General features: G+C 48.5%; 20 protein-coding genes. 11 read left to right on the top strand and 9 right to left on the bottom strand.

Annotated features, from left to right (window positions below; all coding sequences use genetic code 11):
• Positions 1 to 26: 26 nt before the first annotated feature.
• The 3 genes from ligD to LL912_RS06055 form a co-directional block, all read right to left on the bottom strand.
• Positions 27 to 2,579 (bottom strand): DNA ligase D, encoded by a 2,553-nt coding sequence (gene ligD, locus LL912_RS06065; protein ID WP_235552685.1) that lies wholly within the window; start codon positions 2,577 to 2,579, stop codon positions 27 to 29.
• Between the two features lie 33 nt (positions 2,580 to 2,612).
• On the bottom strand, positions 2,613 to 3,389 hold the full coding sequence (ku, locus tag LL912_RS06060; RefSeq protein ID WP_235552684.1) for a non-homologous end joining protein Ku: 777 nt from the start codon (positions 3,387 to 3,389) through the stop codon (positions 2,613 to 2,615).
• Between the two features lie 257 nt (positions 3,390 to 3,646).
• On the bottom strand, positions 3,647 to 4,222 hold the full coding sequence (locus tag LL912_RS06055) for a YciE/YciF ferroxidase family protein (RefSeq protein WP_235552683.1): 576 nt from the start codon (positions 4,220 to 4,222) through the stop codon (positions 3,647 to 3,649).
• A gap of 138 nt (positions 4,223 to 4,360) precedes the next feature.
• On the opposite strand from LL912_RS06055, the gene LL912_RS06050 reads away from it, so the two are divergent.
• Both LL912_RS06050 and LL912_RS06045 read left to right on the top strand, forming a co-directional pair.
• The gene (locus LL912_RS06050) at positions 4,361 to 4,855 is read left to right on the top strand and encodes a CinA family protein (RefSeq protein WP_235552682.1); all 495 of its coding nucleotides are present in this window, start codon (positions 4,361 to 4,363) and stop codon (positions 4,853 to 4,855) included.
• A 120-nt stretch (positions 4,856 to 4,975) separates the two neighbouring features.
• Positions 4,976 to 5,455 carry a low affinity iron permease family protein gene (locus tag LL912_RS06045; protein ID WP_235552681.1) on the top strand — a complete coding sequence of 160 codons (480 nt, stop codon included), beginning with the start codon at positions 4,976 to 4,978 and terminating at the stop codon, positions 5,453 to 5,455.
• 4 nt (positions 5,456 to 5,459) lie between these two features.
• Here the strand turns inward: LL912_RS06045 and LL912_RS06040 are convergent, their stop codons facing one another.
• Positions 5,460 to 5,657 (bottom strand): DUF6496 domain-containing protein, encoded by a 198-nt coding sequence (locus tag LL912_RS06040; RefSeq protein ID WP_235552680.1) that lies wholly within the window; start codon positions 5,655 to 5,657, stop codon positions 5,460 to 5,462.
• A 224-nt stretch (positions 5,658 to 5,881) separates the two neighbouring features.
• Positions 5,882 to 6,589 (bottom strand): Crp/Fnr family transcriptional regulator, encoded by a 708-nt coding sequence (locus tag LL912_RS06035; protein WP_235552679.1) that lies wholly within the window; start codon positions 6,587 to 6,589, stop codon positions 5,882 to 5,884.
• 65 nt (positions 6,590 to 6,654) lie between these two features.
• Between LL912_RS06035 and LL912_RS06030 the strand changes: the two genes are divergently transcribed.
• The 4 genes from LL912_RS06030 to LL912_RS06015 all read left to right on the top strand — a co-directional run bounded on the left by LL912_RS06030 (position 6,655) and on the right by LL912_RS06015 (position 9,466).
• Positions 6,655 to 7,086: a glycine cleavage system protein H gene (locus LL912_RS06030; RefSeq protein ID WP_235552678.1), complete on the top strand. Its 432-nt coding sequence runs from the start codon at positions 6,655 to 6,657 to the stop codon at positions 7,084 to 7,086.
• Positions 7,083 to 7,733 carry a class I SAM-dependent methyltransferase gene (locus tag LL912_RS06025; RefSeq protein WP_235552677.1) on the top strand — a complete coding sequence of 217 codons (651 nt, stop codon included), beginning with the start codon at positions 7,083 to 7,085 and terminating at the stop codon, positions 7,731 to 7,733. Before LL912_RS06030 ends, LL912_RS06025 begins: the two co-directional genes overlap by 4 nt.
• Positions 7,734 to 7,790: 57 nt before the next feature.
• Positions 7,791 to 8,348 (top strand): alkylphosphonate utilization protein, encoded by a 558-nt coding sequence (locus tag LL912_RS06020; protein ID WP_235552676.1) that lies wholly within the window; start codon positions 7,791 to 7,793, stop codon positions 8,346 to 8,348.
• Between the two features lie 683 nt (positions 8,349 to 9,031).
• Entirely contained in the window at positions 9,032 to 9,466 is a 435-nt protein-coding gene (locus tag LL912_RS06015) for a hypothetical protein (RefSeq protein ID WP_235552675.1), read from the top strand.
• A gap of 290 nt (positions 9,467 to 9,756) precedes the next feature.
• On the opposite strand, the gene LL912_RS06010 is transcribed toward LL912_RS06015, so the two are convergent.
• The gene (locus LL912_RS06010; RefSeq protein ID WP_235552674.1) at positions 9,757 to 10,449 is read right to left on the bottom strand and encodes a hypothetical protein; all 693 of its coding nucleotides are present in this window, start codon (positions 10,447 to 10,449) and stop codon (positions 9,757 to 9,759) included.
• 244 nt (positions 10,450 to 10,693) lie between these two features.
• Here LL912_RS06010 and LL912_RS06005 point away from each other — a divergent pair, with 244 nt between their 5' ends.
• Genes LL912_RS06005 through LL912_RS05985 form a run of 5 tightly spaced genes read left to right on the top strand, consistent with a single transcriptional unit; the run spans position 10,694 to position 16,097 of the window.
• Entirely contained in the window at positions 10,694 to 11,680 is a 987-nt protein-coding gene (locus tag LL912_RS06005; RefSeq protein WP_235552673.1) for a glycosyltransferase, read from the top strand.
• 10 nt (positions 11,681 to 11,690) lie between these two features.
• Entirely contained in the window at positions 11,691 to 12,944 is a 1,254-nt protein-coding gene (locus tag LL912_RS06000) for a glycosyltransferase (RefSeq protein ID WP_235552672.1), read from the top strand.
• Positions 12,945 to 12,963: 19 nt separating this feature from the next.
• A complete protein-coding gene (locus tag LL912_RS05995; RefSeq protein ID WP_235552671.1) occupies positions 12,964 to 13,530 on the top strand; it encodes a D-glycero-alpha-D-manno-heptose-1,7-bisphosphate 7-phosphatase in 567 nt (188 codons plus the stop codon).
• Positions 13,514 to 14,998 carry a PfkB family carbohydrate kinase gene (locus LL912_RS05990; protein ID WP_235552670.1) on the top strand — a complete coding sequence of 495 codons (1,485 nt, stop codon included), beginning with the start codon at positions 13,514 to 13,516 and terminating at the stop codon, positions 14,996 to 14,998. The genes LL912_RS05995 and LL912_RS05990 overlap by 17 nt, the downstream gene beginning before the upstream one ends.
• A 1-nt stretch (position 14,999) precedes the next feature.
• Positions 15,000 to 16,097: a glycosyltransferase family 9 protein gene (locus tag LL912_RS05985; protein ID WP_235552669.1), complete on the top strand. Its 1,098-nt coding sequence runs from the start codon at positions 15,000 to 15,002 to the stop codon at positions 16,095 to 16,097.
• Here the strand turns inward: LL912_RS05985 and LL912_RS05980 are convergent.
• From LL912_RS05980 to LL912_RS05970, 3 genes are all read right to left on the bottom strand, one after another.
• The gene (locus LL912_RS05980) at positions 16,046 to 17,014 is read right to left on the bottom strand and encodes a glycosyltransferase family 9 protein (protein WP_235552668.1); all 969 of its coding nucleotides are present in this window, start codon (positions 17,012 to 17,014) and stop codon (positions 16,046 to 16,048) included. The two genes, LL912_RS05985 and LL912_RS05980, sit on opposite strands and share 52 nt — an antisense overlap.
• Entirely contained in the window at positions 17,011 to 17,997 is a 987-nt protein-coding gene (locus tag LL912_RS05975; protein WP_235552667.1) for a glycosyltransferase family 2 protein, read from the bottom strand. Before LL912_RS05975 ends, LL912_RS05980 begins: the two co-directional genes overlap by 4 nt.
• A 67-nt stretch (positions 17,998 to 18,064) precedes the next feature.
• Positions 18,065 to 19,783, bottom strand: coding sequence for a carbamoyltransferase family protein (locus tag LL912_RS05970; protein ID WP_235552666.1), 1,719 nt, complete (start codon positions 19,781 to 19,783; stop codon positions 18,065 to 18,067).
• Between the last annotated feature and the right edge of the window lie 115 nt (positions 19,784 to 19,898).

The raw sequence follows: 19,898 nt of genomic DNA, 5'->3' as shown, positions 1-19,898 counted from the left end.
GCGCCAAATTTAGAACTGCCCCGTTTTTAACCCGAAAGCTTTTTGATGCATTGCAGCATGTTGATGCCCTTGCCCAAAACAGGGCGGAACAGGTCGCCGTTCTGTTCCAGGCGCCGGTGTATGTTTTTTATTGTAAACCGGCGCGGATCCAGCCCTGGCCTTACCTCTTCCCAGCGCAATGGGGTCGATACAGTGGCCCCCGGCCTTGGCCGCACGCTGTAGGCACAGGCAACGGTTTGACCCCTCCGGTTTTGCAGGTAGTCGATATATATTTTTTTATTGCCTCTTTTTTTCAGGTTTCGCTCCAGGGTTGTGGTTTCCGGCAGCAGGCCTGTTACCTGCATAGCAATGAGGTGTGCAAAATCTTTTACCTGTTCGTACTCGTATTGATTGCCCATTGGAATGTATACATGCAGACCGGTGGAACCGGAGGTCTTGCAAAAAGAAATCGCTCCGCAATCATCCAGTACCTGTTTCACTGCAAGGGTGGCTTCAATTACCTGTTCAAAAGTGTTTTTTTCAGAAGGGTCAATGTCCATGATCATATATGTAGGCGCGTTTGGCTTTTTGGTGGTACTGTTCCAGGGGTTCAGCTCAATACAACCCAGGTTGGCCAGGTAAAGCATTGAGGCCCGGTCATTGCATACCACATAATTGATTTCTTTATGGTTGCTTTCCGAATAGATGGGAACGGTTGTGATCCAGCCGGGCACCGCGGCCCCGGCGTCTTTTTGATAAAAGCTTTCCCCCAAAATACCGTCCGGGAAACGGTTCAGGCTTTCGGGGCGATCTTTAAGATAGGGAAGTATGAACGGCGCAATCCGGTTGTAATAATCGACCAGGTCGCTCTTTGTATAGCCTTCTTCCGGCCAGTACACTTTTTGCGGGTTGGAGAGTTTTACGGCTTTGCCGTTGGCTTTTATAATCGTTTCTTTTTCCCCGGAAGCAACAGCCCTTGAGGATGCCGGCTTTTTCTTAACCGTTGTTTTATCTGTCATGGTATTTTCGTTTTCAGGAATCACCACTTCTGTTGCCGCTTTGTCTTCCCGGAGACCCTGGAACACCGGCTGGCGGAAAATATGTTCTTTGGTGAGCTCGGAGAATTTAATCGTACAAACCAGTTTGGGACGCACCCAAACTGCAGGCATATTGGTCTTTGGTGGTTGTTCAAAAGGAGATTGTTGCACTACAAGCGGCTGCATGGCTTCGTAGAGCGCTTTCAGGGAATGGGCGTTAAAACCCGTGCCCGTATGGCCGGCATATACAAGCTTTCCATCCTGGTACCTTCCAAGGATCAATGCGCCGAATTTTTTTCTGGAACCTCTTGGAGCGGTATAACCGGCAATCACCACTTCTTCGGTATGATGATGCTTAATCTTGAGCCATGCAGCACTTCTTTTCCCTTCGGCATAATGGCTGTCTGACCGTTTGGCGATCATCCCTTCAAGATTTTTCTTTTGAATCATTTTAAAGAATGGGACGCCCTCTGCCATGATATGATCGCAATAGCGTACCCAATCGTTTTCTACCAGCGCCTGCTTGAGGAGTTCTTTCCGCTGCAGCAGCGGCAGTTCCTCTGTGCGGTGCCCGTTCAGATAAAGCAGGTCAAATACATGGTAGATGATCGGAACATCGGGGTGTTCTCCGTAGTATTGCAGGGTCTGGAAATCGGGAAGCCCGGCATCATTGTAAGCAACTATTTCCCCGTCTATAATCATGTCCTGTTCCTGCTGCTGCAACGCTTCTGCAAGAACGGGGTACCTTCCCGAAAAGTTGAGCCCGTTGCGGGAATAGAACCGGAACTCTTTCCCGGTTTCGGCAATAGCACGGTATCCATCCCATTTTATTTCAAAGATCCAGTCCTTATCATTAAATGGCCGGGAAGACAGGGTCGCCAACATGGGTTTTATGAAGCGGCTGTATTTTTTTGGGTTGGTTGCTGCTGCCGGCCGTTTCCCGGAGGTGGCAGAAGCGATGGTCTTATTTTTTTTGGCCTTTTTCTCGAGGACCGCGGTGGTTACTTTTGATTTTTTTTTTACATGCGCCTCGGCATCATAAGGCGTGTCAACAGCATAGGCATCCCTGTGTTTCAGCAGAAGCCAGGCATTATCTTCCTGGTTATTTTTCATTCGTACCAGCGCAAATTCGCCTTTTAGCTTTTGGCCGTGCAGGATGAATTTCAGGGAGCCGTTTTTTAAGGCTTGCAATAAAACCGTTTCTTCCTTTTTCCGGGGCTGTTTTTCCAGGGCTTCGTATGTGCCCTTATCCCAGATTTCTACTTCCCCTGCACCATAGTTGCCTTCCGGAATGGTGCCTTCAAAGTACTGATAGTCGTAAGGATGGTCTTCCACCATCATGGCCAGCCGTTTGTCGGTGGGGTTAAGTGACGGCCCTTTCGGAACCGCCCAACTCTTTAGTACACCATCCATTTCCAACCGGAAATCGTAATGCAGGCGGCTGGCAGCATGCCGCTGTATAACGAAATGCAGCGCCCGTTTTTCCGAGGTGGCTGACGTTCCCCTGGGTTCCGGGGTTTCTTTAAAATCCCGTTTCTGCTGGTATTTTTTTAATGTGGCCAAGACTGGTGAACGTTTGACGTTTTGTAAAAAGATTTATGAAACCTTTTTTGTTTTTGAGGCAGCAAGACTGGCTTTTAATTGCTCCATAAGATCTTTGGATTTGTTGTAAACCACTTTCATTTTGGGCTTGGTTATTTTTTTGCCCTTTGCCTTGGAACGGATGATCTTCAGCAGTTCATCGGTATAATGATCCTTATAAGCGCTGATATCAAATGATTGGGATAGCTGGCTGATCAATGCCGTAGCCATTTTGAGTTCCGATGGTTTGATCGTTCGCTTCGGGATATTTAATTCCTTGCTGTCTCTTACTTCCTGTGCATACCGGATGCGTTGAAAAAGCAGCAGGTCTTCATAAAAACGCAACACTCCCAGGGCCTCTTTATTGCGCAATACAAAAGTGCCCACACCGGCCATTCCTGTTTTCTTTAATGCTTCAGTTAAAAGGCCATATGCAGCTTCTCCGCCTTTCTGCGGCTCCAGGTAGTAAGGAGCTTCATAAAGAATACTATCGATCTCTTCTGCTTTTACAAACTGATCAATCGTCAGCAATTTGGTTTTCTCCGGCATGGCCTTTTCAAAATCAGCCTTATCCAGTACAATGTATTTGCCTTCATAATCGTAGGCTTTTACAATGTTTTCCCAGTCTACTTCTTTACCGGTATGCTCATTTACTCGTTTAAAACGGATATTGCTGAGGTCTTTTTTATCCAGCATGTCGAGATCCAGGCTGCTTTCTTCCGTAGCAGCATACATTTTTACAGGAATGTTTACAAGGCCAAAACCAATGGCGCCGGTCCATATCGCTTTCATTTGTTAAATGGTTTAATGTTCAGTATAGGAAGTGTTCCGTGGTTCTTTTTACTGAAACAGGATGCCCCGGAATGTCTGCATGGCTAAAGTATCAAAAACCATGCACATCCGGTAATTTGAGGAATTATTTCTACAGTATTGTGTTCGTTTTTCCGCATGCGGCGTAGCGGTTCCTGAAATTAAAACGGCTGTGTCAAAAACCGTCAGCCGGAGCCTGACACAGCCATTTTTGGAATCACAGCTGGGGCGCGGTAGCTTTATTCAGCCACGGCCTGTTCATTTACAAAACTTTCGGCGATACTGGTTAGCGCCACATCGGTTGCTTTTTCACTGTCTAGTGTTTGTTGCAGCAATTTCGCAACCGCTGTGTGTCCCATTTGCGCTGCAAAAGCATGCAGGGTGCCATAAGTAGCAATTTCATAGTGCTCTACTTTCTGTGCGGCCAGGATGAGCCCTGCATCCCTGGTAAAGGTATCGCTTTCGGTATCGGAAATGACCGCCTCTGCTTCCTCCAGAAGCCCCTGCATGGCCTCGCATTTTTGTGCGCTGGCTTTTTCATTCAGGAGCCCGAAAACTTTTTCAAGTGTGGTTACATGTGTTTCTGTTTCCCTTGTATGCTTCTCAAACGCAGCAGCCAGATCCTCACTATTGCTGGCTTTCTGCATTTTTGGGAGCGATTTTGCCAAATGTTTTTCAGCCCAGTAAATATCTTTGAGCTCGTCTACAAAGAACCGGTGAAATTCGCTGTGTTGCATTTCAGGAGCGTTATTTGCAGATTGTTGCTCCGGACGTTTCCCGGTGGACATGGTCCTTCCTGATTTTGTTTGTGTCATAGTTGTTGTTTTTTGTGGTTTTAAATACGCAGCATACGATATGCATTGAATGTTTATAATTGTTTATTGTATGCATAAAACAGGAAAAAAATCAAGCCAAACCGGGATTAGACTCCTGCTGTTTTAAAATTTTTGTCTATGACGGATCAGTATCTTAATGAATGTGGAAACTGGCTCCTGCAACGGAAGCTTACGATCGCATTTGCTGAAAGCGCTACCGCAGGGCGACTCACCGCGGAATTTGCCCTGTTGCCGGATGCCGGTAAATTTTTAAAGGGAGGGTTTGTCTGTTATGATGCATCCCTGAAGGAAACTGTATTAAATGTGCCAGGGAAGCTTGTGGAAGCGTATACGCCCGAGTCTGAGGCGGTAACCGAAGCCATAACCCGGGGATTAGTACCGCTGATCCCTGCGGACATTCATGTAGGCGTTACCGGGCTCACCGCTCCGGGGGGTAGTGAGTCCCCTGAGAAACCGGTCGGTACAATGTTTGTTTATGGAATGAAGACCGGGAACAGGATCTTTTCGGAGCGAATGGTATTTGCCGGATCACCCGAGGCGATCATTCTTCAAACAATTTCCTACACCGCAAAAATGATCATCGATGCGTTGCTCCCGGATAAGCCTGCATAGACTGGAACATTTGGTGTTCGTTAAAACGTTTCTGTTCTTTTGGAGGCGCCGCAACATGATGCATAAAACGCATGCATGGCAGACGTAGTTAACGGACATATATACAGTAAAAACAGGATCATGAAAAAAAAGAAAATTAATTTTTTTGAACAGCTTGCAGCCCGCATTACTTATTGGGCCGGAAGTTTTGCGGCATTTGGCTTTGCCTTTGCCACGGTATTGACCTGGCTGGTATTGGGACCGGTGTTTCATTACTCCGACACCTGGCAACTGGTGATCAATACGGGTACAACCATTATCACGTTCCTGATGGTGTTCCTGATCCAAAAGACACAGAATAAAGATTCAAGGGCTACGCAGCTGAAGCTGGATGAATTGATTGCGGCCAGCAAGGAAGCCAGCAACCGTATGGTAAACGTTGAGGATCTTACAGAGGATGAGCTGGAAGTATTACACCGGTACTATCAACGGCTATCGGGTAAAATCAATGAGCACAGGAGCCGGCACAATGCGTCATCAGCGGGTACTTCGGCTCAGGTACAGGAAACCGGTACGGCTTCAAAAACCGGAGCCGGGGAACAGCAGCCGGAAGCACAGTAGGTCATCAGGCTTTTTGAGTCTTTTTGCTGCTGGCTTTTTTCGGAACCTTCGCGCCTTCTTTCCGGGCTTCCGACAAACCAATGGCAATGGCCTGTCTGCGACTGGTTACTTTTTTGCCGCTGCCGCTTTTCAGTTCGCCTTTTTTCATTTCATGCATGGTTTTTTCAACTTTATCACCTGCTTTTTTCGAATACTTTGCCATGATCGCATGTTTTATTAAATGCTAAACAAAAGCCTTGCCAGTTAGAGGCATATAAAAGATCCGCTCAGGCCTGCGGAAAACCGATCCCACGGCTTTTGCCAAAGGATAATACCATCATTGCCATCTTGTTCGTTATTGCTGTTTTTACAAGGAGACGATTGCCGTTGTTATAAGGCCGGTAAGGTTCTGGTATTTGAGCACTTCGTTAAAATATGGGACGTTCATTATTTGTAATCCGCAATCTTGATTAATTTGGCCACATCGTGAATAAATATTTTCCGGCCTGTTGTTTCAAGAATCCCTTCTTCTTTAAATTCGGTTAATATCCGTATAGCGTTCTCCGTGGCGGTGCCAACGAGGTTTGCAAGGTCTTCACGGCTCATATTAATGACTACCGGCATGCCGGGCTGAAAATCCACTTTGTATTTTTCCCGCAATACGATCAGTTGAAGCGCAAGGCGTTCTCTGACCGGTTTTTGGCTAATGAGGCTTAACCCGTTTACGAGTACCGCGAACTCATGGCTAAGGATTTTCAATAATCTGCCACTCAGATCTTTCGAAGATTGCAACGTATTTAGAAAATCTTCCTTCGGTATAAAAATAATTTTGCTTTCTTCCAGGGCCGCCGCAGAATCGAAATAACGGTCCCCGGAAAGTACAGAATGATACCCAATCAGTTCCCCGGCATTAGCAACGTAAAAGATTTGTTCTTTGTTATGGTTATTCCCCTTAAACTTTTTCACCACCCCGTTCATAATATAAAAAATCCCCTGCGCAAGCATGCCTTCTCTGAAAATGATTTCTCCTTTTTTATAAACTTGTTCCAGCTGGTGCCTCATCAAGAGGTCCAGGTCGTCTAAACACAAACCGGAAAAGATCGAATTACTTCCGAAATTCCATTGTTCTATTGGAAAAACGCCCTTTATACTCACAACGCAAATTTAGTTGATTTTAAAACTGATAAATCGCAGTTTTTTAACTAAGAAAAAACATTTATTTGGAGGCGCTCATCCCCGATCTTTGGCAGCTTGAAGATATGGAGGATAATGTAGTTAAAGAACGCAGGTATACCCGGGATCACGAATGGGTCGATTTCTATGAAACCCACCTGACAACAGGTGTCAGCTGGTTTAAATTGATCGGAATCCGGAAAATAGATAAAATTTCATTCGTAAAACCTTTTACAGGTTTCAGGCGGGAAGGAGAACCGCTGGCGGTCATTATCTGTAATGATTACCAGATAACGGCACATATGCCGGTGGATGGGTATATTGTTAAAGTAAATGAGACACTCGATGGTGCGCAGTTATTAAACACCCCTGAAAGCGAGGGCTGGATTGCAGTAATAACGCCCTGGGAGAAAGAACATAATACGAGGTTGTTACCGGAAAGCGCGTACAGTCAAAAATATAAAAGAAGATCTGTATGACCGGCAATAAAGAAATGCATTTGATGACGGAAACGGAATGCAAGAAGCCTCTTCAGGAGGCTATTACAGGTTATTTTGAGTCTGACGATGCATTTAATAAACTCTATCCTCCATCCATCCGGGCACTGGACCGGTATCACTGGACGCCGTTGGAAGTTGCCGTAAAGGCGACTCAATTCCTGGCCGCAGAAGACAATGCCCGGATACTCGACATTGGTTGCGGAGTAGGAAAATATTGTTTATCGGCGGGCTATTATGCACCCAGGGCTCATTTTTTTGGCGTAGAGCAACGAAAATACCTGCTGTCGCATGCGAACAAAGCAAAAGAAGCATTAGGAGGTAATAACGTAACATTTATTCATGCCAACTTTACCCAATTAAATTTTACAAACTTCGATCACTTTTATTTCTTCAATTCTTTTTATGAAAACCTGGATCAAATGGAACGAATTGATGATAGTATCGATTATTCGCTTGAGTTATTTAACTACTACAACCGTTATCTGTACCATCAGTTGAATCAAAAGCCGATTGGTACACGCGTTGCAACGTTTCACAGTCTTGAGGATGAAATGCCCCGGGGATATCACGTTGTGGAAAGTTCCAGAAGCAATCGGCTTAAATTCTGGATAAAAGCTGAACGGTAAATACCGCCTGGTATCGGTTAAGGCATAACGGAATAAGTAATAAAACGAATAAGTACAATGATTACCCCAAAATTACAGTCGCGCTGCGAGGGAACCTGTGAGCTTTGTAATAATGGAGCTGCAACCGTTGCTTACGCCGTTAGCCCAAAAAGCAGTGATGCCATCGAGAATGAGGTGGCCCTATGTTATGATTGTTTGGATCACTTTCAACGTGAGCATGCACAAAATTACTGGCGGTGCCTGGCGGGAAGTATCTGGAATGTTGAGCCCAGCGTGCAAGCATTGAGCTACCGGATTCTTCACCGGCATCAAAAAGAGGAATGGGCGCGCGACATCATCGTTTCCGTTGAATTGGATGAACAGGTGATCCATTGGGCATTAACGGCTTTTGAAAAAAAAGAACTTCATAAGGATAGCAACGGTATCGAATTAACCACCGGCGACACCGTTGTGCTGACACAGGCCCTGAATGTAAAAGGAACAAATTTTTCGGCTCCCAAAGGTACAATTGTTAGAAAAATACGATTAGTTCCCGGTAATGTGGAGCAAATTGAAGGAAAGATCAATGAACAAACTATTGTAATTCTTACGAAGTATGTGCGCAAATCATCTTAGGAAAATGGTTGCACATAGCTGTTCCCTGCATTAAAGAAGTACAACCGCCGGGCAGTTTGGAAAGGATCTCATGGCCGGGTTTATTGCAAATGCACAGGCCTTTCCGGATTGTAAACAGCTCTTTGAGCTTGAAACAGGCTTTTATTTTGGGGCTGGCTATTTGGCCTATGCGTTAAGTGTTGCTACCTTGGTGGGTGATTGTCGGGTTACGCGCTCGCGATGACCGTTGGCTGTATTGGCTTGGCTTTAATTCGATCTTTCTGGTTGGTTTGCAGCCTGTTTTATGCGTATTGCGAAAAGTGTGTGGCTGTCGTTTTTCGCGCGACATGACCGGAAACGGTACGAGCAGGATCCGGTAAAGACAAAAAATGCATATTCCTGATATTTATCAGGATTTGTTATCCGCACTACTGTTTTATTTTGTGGTGATCGCTTTCCGCACGGGCTGTATTCAAGCAAAACAGCCGGGGCTTCAGGAATGATAAATTATATTCTCAAGAAAGGCGGCCCTTTACTCCGACGTTCATTTTTTGGATATGCCAGAAAACTGCACTTTATCACCTTTTGACAGACGCGCTGATGGGGGAAGCACTGCTAAACGGAAATGCGACACCAACAATGATATATATCATGCTGAGAAGAAAATGGAAACCTTATATTCGTTGTTTTGATGCCTTATGGATATGAATAATAGATTTCCGGTACCACCAAGCGCATACCGGGTAGTGCTGTTTAGCGAGCAATACCTTCTTCTGTTTCGTTTTCACTGGCTCAATGACAATCTTTCCGTTTCGTATTATTTCATCTGTTTTAATCTTGTTCCAATTGAAAGTAAACGTGGCAGAATTAAAATAACATATGCTGCAGATTCCACTGCATCAAATTATGATGCATCGTATTTTTTGGAATATTTGCAGGCAGAAGGCAAACTGTTTATCAGTTTTTTAAACGACCGATTTGAAGTAGTATGCCTGAGACACCATGAAGCATCCGGTAAAGATGCCACGATCCTGGAGCTGCGATCTTCAGCAGGTGAAATCAGCCGGTTTTATGGAGCAACCTCTGATCCATTTAATGTCCTGTATAACAAAATCTATGGCATTCCACGTATCCGGTGACTGGTGGCGGTCGCGTAGTTCTATATTCCTGGTTTCCTCAATTGTCCGGTGACGCCCTCTGTTAGAGAAGCAAATACTTGCGAACATCTTGGCCGACATGGTTAATAAATGGGTGTTTTTATGCCTGGATGGTTCAGGCCTTACAACCGCCTGAACGAATGAGGGCCCGGCTGACAATCGCCCGGCATTGGGTGCTTCAGCTATCGCTTGCTAAGACACGCTTAGATAAAGCACATTTTATAAAGTGGTACCGGTAAAGGTACCAGCATAAAAAAATCCGCATAAAAGTATTATTCGTACCAAAGAGCGATCTGCTCCCCAATGGTATTTACCAGTTTCTGAGGCTTTACATCCGTCATGCGCCAGCCATTCTTTGTGCAGCGGATGATGCCGAAATGCTGGTCGTTCAAGGTGATGTCCAGGTCCCTGCAGATTCCGTTGGCGCAGGTGGTGAACAGGGGTACCGCTCTTCCCTGGTATTTCTTAGACTGGAACTCTAAGTTCAGAGGGATCACTTCAGTCTTTTCCGGCTCATTTTCCAGGCTGGTGACAAATGCCTTCAGCATTTTTATCAGCAGCTTCCGTTTGGCGGCTTCTGAAATATTCCACGTATCCTTATCTGCCCGTTTATGTGCAATCTTGAATTTAATTCCCGTCATCGCCGTGCTGTAATCATTGGCATTGAGTTTATGCACGAACTGGTGCGATAAGATGAACCAGTGATAACCGGTGCCTACCGGAACGCCGGAGCCCTCTGGTGCCTTGCCGGCGCGCCGCTTGATCACCGAATAAGTGAGATCCCATTGATCGGGTGTTGCTTTCCGTTCCTGCCAAACCCCTTTATCGTAATTCCATTTATGACTCCGGCCAACCTGCATACCGGTATAAAGCTGGCCGCCGAATTCTTTAAAGGAGTCGTAATCCTGCCGGCTCTTTACAGGCTTGGTTTTTTTCCGACGCGTTTTTAATGATGCTACAGGCATAATGGGTATTTATTCAGATCCACCTCAAAAATGCTGCCTTAATGCCGGTCACCGCCGAGTTGGGTTCAGTCTCCGGATCGATGGGTTGTTTTTAACAGTTTGATTTCTTATTGATCCGAGGAAAAAAATGACCAATCAATTGAGCAGTTGGGCAGAAAAAGCAACAGATAACTACTGATCCGGCCATTCTTAGGGCTGTAATGAAATGGCTTCATGTTTGAACATTTAAGGGAAAGTGTTTCCTATGATCGCAAAAGAAGACCGGTTCCGGATTTTTACCTGGCATGTACATGGAAGTTATCTTTTCTACCTGTCGCAAGGTCCTTTTGAAATTTTCATCCCCGTTAAACAGGATGGCGGCGAGGGCTACTACGGCAGAGGCAATACGTTTCCATTTGGCGCCAACGTAAAGGAGGTTCCGGCCGAAGCCGTAAAAGACATGGAGTTTGACCTGGTGCTCTATCAGTCGGCCCGTAATTACCTCAAGGATCAGTATGAGCTGCTTACGTCTGCCCAACGTAAGTTGCCCCGCATTTTCCTGGAGCACAATACGCCGCATGGGCCTGCGGTCAATACCCGGCATTGGGTAGATGATCCGGATGTTTTATTGGTACATGTCACACATTTTAATCGCCTGATGTGGGACAATCACCAAACACCTGTAACGGTAATCCCGCATGGTGTTACGGACTACGGGGTGCCGTATAAGGGAACGCTTCAAAAAGGACTGGTTGTGATCAATCACCTGGAACAACGGGGGCGTACCCTGGGATGGGATATTTATCAGCAGATGATAAAGACCATTCCAATTGATCTGGCGGGCATGGGCAATGGCAAAGACGGGATTGGTGAGGTACTGCACCCCCAGCTCCCGTTGTTCCGGAGTTACTACCGTTTCCTGTTCCATCCCGTGCGCCACACCAGCCTGGCGCTGGCCGTTTGCGAGGCCATGATGCATGGGGTTCCGGTGGTGGGGCTGGCTACGACCGAGCTGGTTACGGTCATTGAAAACGGCAAAAATGGGTTTATTCATACAGATCCGGAATACCTGAAAGAAAAAATGAGCTGCCTCCTGGAAGATCCTGCACTGGCAAAGAAGATCGGGACTGCGGGGCAGGAAACGGCCCGCCGGCTTTTTGACATCGATACGTTTATTGGCCGGTGGATGGAAGTATTTGAAACCGCACTCTTAAGGAAACGCACATTAAAGTCTCCCTTTTTACAAGGTTAAATTTTGAATTATGGAAAAAAGAATCGCATTCATAAGCGAACATGCATCTCCATTGGCGATGCCGGGAAGTACGGATTCTGGTGGCCAGAATGTGTATGTTATGGAACTGACCCGGGAACTGGCGAAGATTGGGTATCAGGTTGATATTTTTACAAGGTGGGAGCATGCGTATATGCCCCAGGTAGTGCGTTGTAACGACCGCATACGGGTAGTGCATATTCCTGCAGGACCAAAGCAATACATAGAAAAGGAGCAGCTGTTGCCGTATATGAACGGCTTCCGGCGTCATCTTGTAGATTTTATCCTGCAGCAGGGACTGAATTATGAACTGATCCATGCGAACTTCTTTATGTCGGCCCAGGTGGCTATGGAAGTTAAAATGATCCTGGGTATTCCCTTCGTTGTTACATTTCATGCCCTGGGGCATATACGCCGTTTGCACCAGGGAACCAACGACCGCTTTCCGGCCGAGCGCATGCGCATTGAACGGGATGCCATCCGGTTTGCCGACCGGATCATTGCCGAATGCCCGCAGGACCGGGAAGATCTGATTCAGCATTATCATGCGCCCGCAGAAAAAATCGTGGTGGTGCCCTGTGGAGTAAACACCAGCGAATTTTACCGCATTCCGAAAGAGGCAGCCAGGCAGCGCCTGAATCTGCCGGATGCTGATTGTACGCTTTTGCAACTGGGAAGGATCGTGCCGCGGAAAGGAATAGAGAATGTTATACGGGCGCTTGCCGTGTTGCGGAACCGGAACCTGGACGCCCGCCTCCTGATCGTCGGCGGCGACCTGAAGGATCTGGACCGGGATACTGAACTGAGCCGCCTGAAAAAGACCGGTACGGACCTGGGGGTAGCAGCATGGATCCGTTTTGAAGGACAGAAGGAGCAACAGAAACTCAAGTATTATTATTCGGCTGCGGACATTTTTATAACCACTCCCTGGTACGAACCCTTTGGTATTACGCCGTTGGAAGCCATGGCCTGTCAAACACCGGTGATCGGCTCGCGGGTGGGAGGCATTACCTACAGTGTGAAGGAGGGAGAAACCGGGGCGCTGGTGCCGCCGGAGGATCCGGATGCTCTTGCCGATGCCGTTTTGGAGCTTTGCAGCCAACCTGGTTATTTAAAAACCCTGGGCAGCAGAGGACTGGCAAGGGTGCAAACGTTGTTTACCTGGGAGCGGATTGCCCGCAAAATGGCAGGAGTCTACCAGGAAATTACGGCCGATGCCAATATGGGAATGGAAAAAGTAGTTTGAGTCTGAACCGGATGAATTTATGGACCGCGCAATATTCATAGACAAAGACGGATGTTTTATAAAGAATGTTCCGTACAATATAGATCCGGACCGGATCGAATTAAATAAGGGAGCTGCATTCTTTTGTAAGCTGGTACGAGCCTGTGGATTTAAGATCATACTGGTAACCAACCAGCCCGGGATTGCATTGGGCTATTTTTCAGAAGCGGAATTTAAAACAGCGGTTACGGCTATGGAAAAGGCTGCCGGTGCCATATTCGACAGCGTTTTTTATTGTCCGCATCATCCGGATGGATCGGTTGCTCCTTATAACCGGAGCTGTAATTGTCGCAAGCCTTCGCCGGGAATGTTCCTGGAAGCCGCAGTAGCAGAGCGGATTAGCCTGAAACATTCCTGGATGATCGGCGATATCCTGGATGATATGGAGGCCGGTAAGCGCGCGGGATGCCGGACCATCCTTTTAGACAACGGAGGAGAAACCGAATGGAAAATGGGCCCTTACCGTACACCGGATTTTGTGGTGCCCGACCTTTTTGAAGCAACATCAATTATTCTTAAAAACATCGCATATGAACTGTTTTCCTAGTGAGATAGTGGAACAATTTAAAAAATGGAAGGTCCTGGTGATCGGTGATCTGATCCTGGATCATTATGTACAGGGGGAAACGCAGCGCCTGTGCCCCGAAGGACCCGTGCCGGTTGTAGAAGTCATGCAGCGTCAGTATGCCCTGGGCGGAAGTGCCAACGTTGCGCTTAATTTTTCCTGCCTTTCCGCCCAGGTAACCTTTTGCAGCGTGGCAGGAGCAGACCCGGAAGCCGCAACGGCCATAAAAATGCTGGAGGATCAGCAGATACAGGTAAAAGTATTCAAAGACCCCGGACGCCGCACCCTGTTAAAAACAAGGCTGGTGGCAGGCCGGCAGTTACTGGCACGGTTCGATTCCGGTACTGCTGCACCGGTATCTCCGGAAACGGCCGGCTGGCTTCAATCAGTGCTGATGCAGGAAATCCCCAGGCATGACGCGATCATCATTTCAGATTACGATAAGGGTACATTAACAGCAGAGATCATTACGCTCATTAAGCAACTGAAACCAGCATACCCAAGGTATATTGCTGTTGATTCAAAAAGACTGGAATGGTTCCGGGAGCTGGAACCGGCATTTGCAAAACCCAATTACGGCGAGGCGCTGCAATTGTTAAAGGAGCCGTTTAAAAGCGAAGGGCGCATGGAGCAGGTACCCGCTTTAGGCCGGCCGCTGCATGCATTAACCAATGCCCGTATACTGGCATTGACGGCGGATAAAGACGGCGCTTTTGTTTTTAATAAGGGCACATTGATAGGGCATTGCCCGCCGTATCAACGTGAGCAGGTGAATGTGGTAGGAGCCGGCGATGTATTCTTCAGTGCGTTTGCGCTTGCGCATCTTTCGGGAGCCCCCGAACTTCAGGCGCTGGATATAGCATCGGCAGCGGCGGCCGTGGGTATGGCCCAATCCGGCCGCACCTGTTGTTGTACCACTGCAGAGCTGGCTGCGTTTTTCTCAAGGCAAACCAAGGAGCTTTCAACTCAGGAGCAGGTACGGTCACTGGTGGCGTGCTACCGTTCGATGGGAAATCGGATCGTGTTTACCAACGGTTGTTTCGATATCCTGCACCGGGGGCATATCAGTTATCTTTCGCAGGCGCGGGCACTGGGGGATGTGTTGATTGTGGGGATTAATTTTGATGAAAGCGTGCGACGGCTGAAAGGAGTACACCGGCCGGTAAACCCGCTGGCAGACCGGAAGGCGGTGCTGGCCGCGCTGGAATGTGTGACCCATATTGTTCCGTTTGGCAGTGCCGGCGATGATACGGCAAGAGAACTGATCGATTGGATTGAGCCGGATATTTATGTGAAAGGTGGTGACTACTCCCTGGAAAAACTGCCCGAGGCATCACTGGTGGAAGCAAGAGGCGGCCGGGTGCAGATCCTGCCATTAATGCCCGGCCGTTCTACTTCCGGTATGCTTCATAAAATTAACCCATCCCTGGCACTCAAAACTGGTTCCTGATATGCGGTTGCCGATCCCGATCCGGAAAGTGTTGTGTATACGCCCGGACAATATGGGTGATGTGCTGATGAGTACACCTGCCATGCGGGCGTTGAAGGAAACGTTCAATGCCTCCATTACCCTGCTTACATCTGAACAGGGAGGGGCCATTGCCCCCCTTATTCCTTTCGTTGATGAAGTATTGCTTTTTAATGCACCCTGGGTGCAGCATAACGGCGCAGAAGCGGAGGTATTGCAGCTGGTAGCGTGCTTACGGGATGGCGCTTTTGATCTGGCCGTAATTTTTACGGTTAGCAGCCAGAACCCGCTTCCTTCGGCAATGCTGGCATATATGGCCGGCATCCCGTTGCGACTGGCCTATTGCCGCGAAAATCCGTATCGCTTGTTAACACATTGGGTGCCGGATCCGGAACCGCTCCGCTGTATGGACAAACACCAGGTACAGCGCGACCTGGACCTGGTGGGTTTCATCGGCGCCCATACAACGAACCGGGAATTGCAATTGAAACCGGCCGCAGCACCGGAGAAGGATTTAACAGAACAACTTACAGCACTGGGCGTTGATCCGGCAGGCGGCTGGTGTGTCCTACATCCCGGAACGCGCGATCTTCGCCGTAAATTGCCGGCAGATGCGTGGGTAGATATCGGCGTTACCCTGCTCCGGAACCTGGATATGCCCTTATTGCTTACCGGCAGCGTAGACGATGTGGAGGAAGTAAAGGAACTCCGGCAACGGATTGGCGCGGGTAGTTATGCTCTTGCGGGTAAACTGGAATTAGGAGCGTTTGTTCATCTTATAAGCAAGAGTGCACTTCTAATCAGCATCAATTCGCTGCCGATGCATGTGGCGGCAGCGGTTCAAACACCCGTGGTGGCGCTTTATGCGAAAACCAATCCCCAGCATTTACCCTGGCAGGTGCCGGCTGAGACGTTGTTTTTTGACGTGCCCGAAAATCAACGCAGCAGGAACGAGATCCTGCAATTTATGCACCGGCATTATTCCTGGAAAGGGTCGCCGGTTTCACCCCAGAATGTATTGGCTGCTGCTCAGGCGCTGCTAAGGAAGAGCCGCCCGGCTACTGCAACCACGGCGTCATAGTTGGTACAGGTAGTCCAGTCGATGGTTTGGTGGAATTGCTGGTTCAGTGGCCCCCAGCGATGTGGTGCTCCATCCATGCTGATGACCACACTCCGGAGCTTTAAAGCTGCTGCCAGGTGCGAAACCCCGGTACAATTGGTTACGAGCCCTTCTGCACGGCTAAGCAATACGCCCATACTGCCCAAAGTAGTGGCGCCGGCCAGATCGATTGCAGGGGCATGCATCATGCCGGCAACCGTTGCCGTGAGCGTTTTTTCTGCTGCAGTACCAGTTAACACGATTGGATATCCTAAGGCCGCAAAGTGATCTGCAAGTTTTGCAAAATAGCGGGGCGGCCACTGTCGTTCCGGCACGGATGCCCCGGGATGGATGCATAAATAACCGGTTGCAGGCAGCAGGTGTTGAATCCGGTCAAATTCCGTAAAATCATTCTGAAGCAGGGGGAATTCCAGTTCGTCGCCGGCAGCGGGTATGGAAAGCTGTTGCAGTAGCGCAAGATGGCGGTGAATTTCGTGCAGGTGATCGGGATATTCAAGAAAACTTCTTTTCTCAGCACGATGGTCGCCCGGAACACAAAAGCCGGCCAGGAGCCGCGCACCGAACTGTTCCAGCAGGTCATTCACAATCGAACCATCGCCCTGGAGTTGTAAAAGAAGGTCAATCTTTTTCTTTTTAATGGCTGAAAAAAAAAGCTGGAATGCACGCGGTGTCACCTCCTGTTCGGGCAGGCCGGGATAGCCGGGGAAATGAAGGAATGCGTCGATATAGGCCGCATATCTTTTTACGAAAGCCGTTGCCCAGGGCATACCCAAAAGCGTGATATGCGCTTTGGGAAATGCCCGCCGCAGGGCCCGGAATGCCGGAACCGTACAAAGAAGATCGCCCAGTTTCAATACCCTGAAAACAACAATATTCATGCGCTCTTTTGTAAGGTGTATACATCTTTGAATTTCCAGCGGCCCTGCAGGTTCCAGTAAATGGAGGAGAAGGGGATGCACACCGATGTACAGATCATTTCCAGTACATGATCTGCTGAACGTTTGGTATGACGGAGCCGTTTAAATGTAAAAGCAACCAGGCAAATGACCCATATAAGCAGGAAGGTATAAGCCCATGTGTGCATCTTTAGAAGAAAACACAGGAAACTGCCCAGCGCTGCCGTAACGGTTATATAATAGAGCGGTGGTATAAACTGCCGGATATACTTTTTGTAATACAGGGGATATTTTTTATAAAGCAGGGCATTGTACAAGGCTTTTTTTTGTTCTTTCATGCTGATGCCCCAGCCAGGAGTGCGTACCGGGTGTACTACCAGTGCATCGGGCAGAAACCGGGGAGTGATGCCGGTATCTCGCAACGCAAACTCCAGGTCACTGTCTTCCCGCCAGGCCATCCGGAACCGTTCGTCGAATCCGCCGGTCTCTAGCAGGGCAGCCCTGGTGCAGGCTGCATTGGCGGTAATAAATTGCGCTTCCTCCAGCAGATGGGTGTTCCATTCATGGTCGGTAGGCCGTTCCGGCATGGGCACTTTTACCCTTCCGTGGAAGGCCTGTCCCTTCCCGCTTTCAAAGGCGTTCAGGATCGCTTCAAGCCATTGGGGGTCGGGGATGCAATCATCATCTGTAAACGCAATATATTTACCATGGGCGTGCATCCAGCCGGCATTGCGGGCTGCGGCAGGACCCGAATTCCGGGGCAGTACGATATATTCTGCTTGCATCCCTGCCGTTTTACGGAAGGCACTTAAAATGGAGGTGGTGGCCGGATCGGGGCCATCGCATACAATAACTATTTCAAACCATGCATTGTTAAGTGTTTGAGCGGCCAGGGCCGACAGGCAGCGTGCCAGAAGTTGCGGCCGGCGATAGGTAGGAATTACTACAGAAATAAGCACGTACATAAGAAAGGTATTTAGGTGTATCAACTGTATTTTTCATTAACGTTGCATCCGCCGTTATGCACATCGGTCAGGATTTGGAAACATGGCAATTGCCGATAATAAGGTCGTCGAAAGGCGTGGTCCAGAAACATTCAAGCGCATCCCTTGGCGTGCAAACGATGGGCTTGCCCAGCGAGTTAAAAGAAGTATTCACCAGGATGGGCACTCCCGTAAGCGACTGAAAGGCCCGGAGGGTTTCATAATAACGGGGATGCTGTTCACGGTTGATGGTCTGGATCCGGGCGGAGCCGTCTACATGACAAACTGCAGGTATCCGGTTGCGGACCTCTGGCCGTACCTGGTGTGTAAACAACATAAAGGGGGAAACATGCGCTGCTTCAAACCAATTGGCTGCTTCTTCTTCCAGTACTACCGGTGCTACGGGCCGGAAATCTTCCCGGTCTTTCAGTTCGTTCAAACGGTCCTGCATGGAAGGCATGATCGGAGAAGCCAGGATGGATCGTGCTCCAAGGGCTCTTGGGCCAAATTCCATGCGCCCCTGGTACCATCCGATGATGCGCCCCTGTGCCAGCAGCGAGGCTGTTTCGGTTGCTATATCCGTTAATTTTTTATAGGGTGTTTTCGTCCATTTCAAAAAGTTTTCGATGGCCTCGTCGGTATAACCGGGACCCCAGAAGGCATGCTCCATCTTAAAGTTGCGGACCGGTTCATCGCCCCTTAGTTGTGCATCTGCCCATAAAGCGGCGCCCAATGCGGTGCCCGCGTCACCGGCAGCAGGTTGTATCCAGATCTCTTTAAACAGTTTGGCATCGCGGATACAGGCGTTCAGCACACAGTTGAGTGCCACACCTCCGGCCAGGCAAAGGTGTTGCTGTCCGGTTTCTTTTTTCAGCCAGCTGGCCAGCTCCAGCGCTGCTTCCTGTAATACTATCTGCGCGGAATGTGCAATATTAAAATGATGGCTTGTAAACGGGGCGCCTCTTTGCCGGGCTGCCCCGAAGCGCCGGGTAAAATCTTCCTGGCTGATGGTATAAGTGCCGTCGTTGTTCAACGTGATCATTTCCCGGAAGTCGTTTACAAACACGGGCTTTCCAAAAGAGGCCAGGGCCATTACCCGGTATTCATCCGAGGAATGTAAAAACCCGAGGTGGCGGGTTACCCGCTCATAAAGCAATCCCAGCGAATGCGGCATATTTACCTGACGGATCCGTTGTATATCTGTGCCGGTGCCCACATTAAAAGTGGTAGTGGCTTGTTCACCTCTTCCATCGAGGGTTAGGATGGCCGCCTCATGAAACGGAGAAGGCAAAAAGGCACTGGCCGCATGCGCCAGGTGATGGTCGATAAAATGCCAGTGCCCGGGCCGCACCCGGGCCTGGTAAAAACGTTCCTGTAAGTGATGCGGGTATCCGTCAACCAGGTGTGCCGGTGCATTGAGGATATAAGAAAGGAACAGCGGCTCCCAGGCTACGGGCTCGTTGTCGGCATCCTGCACCGGCGACCGCAGGGGCAACTGTATTTCATCCTTTGTTGCCGATCCGTTCAACAGTAAACGGGGATCAAAGGAATAGGCCATATGGTCGACTTCATTAATATGGATACCGGCGGCCTGCAGACAATAATCAATGGCATGATAGGGGAGCTCATATGCAGAGAAGGGTATGGGCCGTTTGCCGTGTTTGATCTGCGTAAACCGTTCCTCTTCGGCTGCGGCAATCAGCCTTCCATCTTTTACAATACATGCTGCTGAGTCGTGAAACGCAGCATTGATCCCTAATGTATACATGACTCAAAATTTGACAGGTTATTTATTACTGGTGATATCAACAAATAACCCGCCATCCGCAAATAACCCGGTTCTGCTGTAAAGAAGCTTCTGTTTCTTTTTTAAAACCGGCAAG

The sequence above is a fragment of the Niabella agricola genome, assembly GCF_021538615.1.
Classification (GTDB): Bacteria; Bacteroidota; Bacteroidia; order Chitinophagales; family Chitinophagaceae; genus Niabella; species Niabella agricola.
This window is presented reverse-complemented; position numbering and strand designations above follow the sequence as displayed.